The following is a 3,820-nucleotide window of genomic DNA, read 5'->3' as shown; positions in this document are numbered from 1 at the left end:
GGCTTAGCGCGCATGCGGCAGAAGCGACAATGAAGATCAGCATGCCCAACCCGTAGGCGCGCCGGGCGCCTGCACGGTCCGAGAGCGTGCCGGCGAACAGTTGGAGGGCAGAGAACATCAACGTGTAGCCGGTCACGACCCACTGCAGCCCGGAGAGGCCACCGCCGAGGTCATTACGGATTTCCGGGAGGGCGACGTTGACGATCTGAGCGTCCAGGGCGACCACGAAGAAGCCCAGCATGGCCACTATCAGGGACGCCCTGGGTCGGACAACAACAGCCGGGCGGCTGGCAGTGGGGACAGACATGGCGTCCTTTCGAAACACAGGAAACGGGCTTCTTCAAGAAAACCAGCCCGCGTGTGGGCGCGGGAGTGTCTGTTGTGCGGTGTACTGGCAGTTCCTGTTAGGACATCGGTGGATCGCCGTAGCCTAGAAGCATGGACAACACCAACGACGTCCGCGACTTCCTCATGAGCCGCCGGGCACGCATTACCCCGGCCCAGGCAGGGCTCCCCGCATACGGTGGAACCAGGAGGGTGGCTGGTCTCAAACGCGAAGAAGTAGCCATGCTCTCCGGCGTGAGCACCGAGTACTACGCCCGGCTCGAACGAGGAAACCTGCGAGGTGTGTCCGAGTCCGTTCTCGACTCGTTAGCCCGAGCCCTGCAGCTAGATGAGGCAGAGCGCGCGCACCTGTATGACCTCGCCAAAGCGGCCGCGCCCACCGCAGCATCGGCGTCGCGGCGCGCCCGTGCGGAGGTGCGTCCGAGCATCGAAAGAGTCTTGGCGGGGATGACCGGGTCACCCGCCTACGTCCGGAATGCGCGTATGGACGTCGTGGCGGCCAACAGCCTGTGTTTCGCTCTCTACGCCGAAATCCTCAGCCCCGAAAAGCTTCCGCTGAACCTTGCCCGGTTCATGTTCCTGGATCCCCGGTCCAAGGACTTTTTCGTCGCCTGGGATACCCTCGCCGATGACTTTGCAGCGGCGATGCGCACAGAATCCGGACAGAACCCAAGGGACCGCGCCCTGAACAGCCTCATCGGTGACCTCGCCGCCGGCAGCACCGAATTCTCTACACGGTGGGCCCGGCACAACGTGCGCTTCCACCGCACCGCCCGCAAAAAAATGCGCAACCAACTCGTAGGAGAGATTGAACTCACCGGCGACGCTCTGGAACTGCCCGGCGAAGGACTCACCTTGATCGCCTACTCAGCCGAACCCGGAAGCCACGCACAGGATCAACTCGACTTCCTCGCCAGCTGGAGCAGCAGCAACAAAAACCACCCCGAACCGGCGCCCCTCACTCCGCCGCCCGCCTGGCTAAGGGACCAGTAAGGGGATCACTGCTGAAACACATTCCTCGGGCCCTGCAGGCGTCAAAGTCGTGCAGGTCCACTTCGGCGTGAGAGTTCAAAACTAAGTCAGAGCGAGCGCTTCGAGTTGGTCCTGTCCATGGACCCGACACCGGCATCAGGAATGAATAGGGGAGCGGTGCGGTTCGGACTATTAGTCGCGGGCGGGTGACTCTGGAGCTTTACCGGTTCCCGCGTTCGGCGGCGTGTTGAATCGCAGCGGCAGAGTCGTTCTATTGGAGGTACCGAAACGCGCTCCATCCAGGATTGAGGACTTTGCAGCCCGCGACATGCCGGGCGCCGAAGCTTGGCATGCCCTTGCGCCCCGACATGCGGAAGAAAGCCTTGCCGCCGCAGGCTATGCATACGAGGTGGGACCGCCGGAGATTGATGCCGTGTTGTCCAAGGGAGGTGAAGTCGTCGACTTTCCACTCTCTCTTGTCGGCCAAGCAAAGAACCAGTCTCAAGGTTGCTCCTTCATCAACGGGTCAGAGTATGAACGCCTTTGATAGCGCTGCTTTGGCTGTAATTGCCGCGCCGTACAGGCCTGCGTCGTCGCTCAGTTCTGCGTGCACAATTCGAGGAACGGGGTGGCCGCCCTTGGCGAGCGAATCGGACAGGGACTTCGTCAGGGGGCTCCACAGCGGTTCGCCTGCCCTTGATACTCCACCGCCGATGGCAATCACTTCGGGGTCCAGGACGCGCACCAGATTGGCGATTGCTTCGCCAACCCGGGTTGCTGCGTCGGACATGATCTTGAGGCAGTTGGGGTCCCCTGCAGCAGCGAGCTCTCCCACCAGTCGTGCGCTGACTGGTTGGGTTCTTGCCGCGGCGGCAAGGCCAGGAGATACGGTGCTGCCGAGCAAGTGGTTTGCCTGCCCGGCGATGGCCGTACCGGAGGCAAGGTCCTCAAGGCTGCGCGCTGTCCGTTCGCCGGGGGCCCGCACCGTGATCCTGCCGAATTCGCCGGCGGCACCATGGCGACCTGTGAGGAGGCGTCCGCCAGCGATGATCCCGCAGCCAATGCCGGTGCTGATGGTCACGTAGCAAAAGTCCTGGGTCCCTCGGCCGGCACCCAGCTCCCATTCGCTGACTGTGGCAGCATTGGCATCATTGATGATCTCTATCGGCAGGTCAACGCGTTCCTGGAGAAGTTGGCGCAGGGGGAAGGAGTCGAAGACTCCGATATTCGGGGCGTCACGGATCGATCCTTTCACAGGATCCACTGGGCCCAAGGCGCTGACGCCGACTGCCCGTATCCGTCCGCCCGCGACATCTTGGGCATGGTGGATGCTGCGGATCATTTCCTCCACTACCGCGGCTACCCCTCGGGGCGTGGGCACACTCCAGCGTTCCACCTGCCGGGACCCGTCGAAGATGGCGGTGCGCAGCTGGGTGCCACCCAAATCCATCGCCAAGACATCAGGTGCTTCCCCCTTGGCTGTCATGTCAGACGGACTTCCACTCGGTGGTGTCCACGAACCCGGAAATCGCAACGTCTACCTCGGCCGCGAACGTTGCAGCATCCCGGTCTTTGCTGGGTACCTCCACCAGCAGGGCTCCGGGAATGGTATCGGCATATGCCGTGGCAATCTCCCACGGATGGAACGGGTCATCGCGGTGGCCCACAACGAGCGTGGGCACGTCGATACGTGCCCACTCGTCCCTGCTGCGGGAGGGGGCGTCCGTGGGAAAGCTCCGAAGGACCTGTGCGTTAATGGCCGCACGCGGCCTTGTGACCTGGTGGCGAAGTGACTGGGCGGCGGACTCGGATTCGGCCTCGACATTCTTGTACAACTCAGTCACAGTGAGCTGGTTGAGTGCTTCATCCGGCTCATGTCCTTCGAGCAGATCGGCCATCAGCTGATACGCCGAGACGTTGCGTACCGCCTGGGCGTGTTCGAGCCAGGCCGGCCTGCACAGCACGAGCCCGGCAACCCTGCCCGGGTAGCGGACAGCAGCGTTGAGGGCTGTGCCTGCGCCGAGGGAAATTCCTCCAACGATGAACTTCTCGAAGCCAAGTTCATCGGCCAAGGCCACCACGTCGTCCGCGAAAGCATCGAACGAACACCGGTCCCTGACAATGTCGCTGCTGGATCCGTGCCCACCGGCGTCCATGCACACCAGCGTGGACTGTTCCAAGTGTTGGATGTACCCGAGAGGCTGGTTCCGGTCCCCGCCCATTCCGTGCTGGAAGATGAACGGAAGCCGGTCTGCGGACGGTGCGACGGCCGGAACGATCTCGTACTCGAGGCTGGCGCCGTCGTCCCGAATGAGCCTGGGCATCAGACGGTGACCTCCAGGCGGTGGCGCAGGAACTCGACGCCGGACCCGACCTCGGACTCGGGCAGGCCATGGATAACCAAGGCTCCGGTGTAGCCGGTGAGGGCCAGTCCGGCGAGGATGGCATTCCACGGCAGGTCACCCTGACCCGGTGCGAGGGCGCGACGGCCGGGAACCAGTTC

5 protein-coding genes are annotated in these 3,820 nt (G+C 63.3%); 1 reads left to right on the top strand and 4 read right to left on the bottom strand.

The features are described 5' to 3' along the window. On the bottom strand, positions 1 to 307 hold a 307-nt coding region (locus tag HP499_RS21965; protein ID WP_172326001.1), incomplete at its 3' end, for an MFS transporter. A 131-nt stretch (positions 308 to 438) separates the two neighbouring features. On the opposite strand from HP499_RS21965, the gene HP499_RS21960 reads away from it, so the two are divergent. Then, the gene (locus HP499_RS21960; RefSeq protein WP_172326218.1) at positions 439 to 1,338 is read left to right on the top strand and encodes a helix-turn-helix transcriptional regulator; all 900 of its coding nucleotides are present in this window, start codon (positions 439 to 441) and stop codon (positions 1,336 to 1,338) included. 505 nt (positions 1,339 to 1,843) lie between these two features. Here HP499_RS21960 and HP499_RS21955 read toward each other — a convergent pair. The 3 genes from HP499_RS21955 to HP499_RS21945 all read right to left on the bottom strand — a co-directional run. Continuing rightward, a complete protein-coding gene (locus HP499_RS21955; protein WP_172326217.1) occupies positions 1,844 to 2,803 on the bottom strand; it encodes an ROK family protein in 960 nt (319 codons plus the stop codon). A gap of 1 nt (position 2,804) precedes the next feature. After that, positions 2,805 to 3,641 (bottom strand): alpha/beta fold hydrolase, encoded by an 837-nt coding sequence (locus HP499_RS21950; protein WP_172326216.1) that lies wholly within the window; start codon positions 3,639 to 3,641, stop codon positions 2,805 to 2,807. Further along, a partial coding sequence (locus HP499_RS21945; protein WP_172326215.1) for a sugar phosphate isomerase/epimerase occupies positions 3,641 to 3,820 on the bottom strand: 180 nt, incomplete at its 5' end. The genes HP499_RS21945 and HP499_RS21950, both read right to left, overlap by 1 nt.

Origin of the sequence: Paenarthrobacter sp. CM16 (assembly GCF_013179505.1) — a bacterium.
Lineage (GTDB): Bacteria > Actinomycetota > Actinomycetes > Actinomycetales > Micrococcaceae > Arthrobacter.
The sequence above is the reverse complement of the archived record's forward strand: the minus strand, read 5'-3'. Positions and strand labels throughout refer to the sequence as shown.

Coding starts and splice junctions, on each gene's coding strand:
- HP499_RS21950 (WP_172326216.1), bottom strand. CDS start 3,641: ATGCCCAGGCTCATTCGGGACGACGGCGCCAGCCTCGAGTACGAGATC.
- HP499_RS21960 (WP_172326218.1), top strand. CDS start 439: ATGGACAACACCAACGACGTCCGCGACTTCCTCATGAGCCGCCGGGCA.
- HP499_RS21955 (WP_172326217.1), bottom strand. CDS start 2,803: ATGACAGCCAAGGGGGAAGCACCTGATGTCTTGGCGATGGATTTGGGT.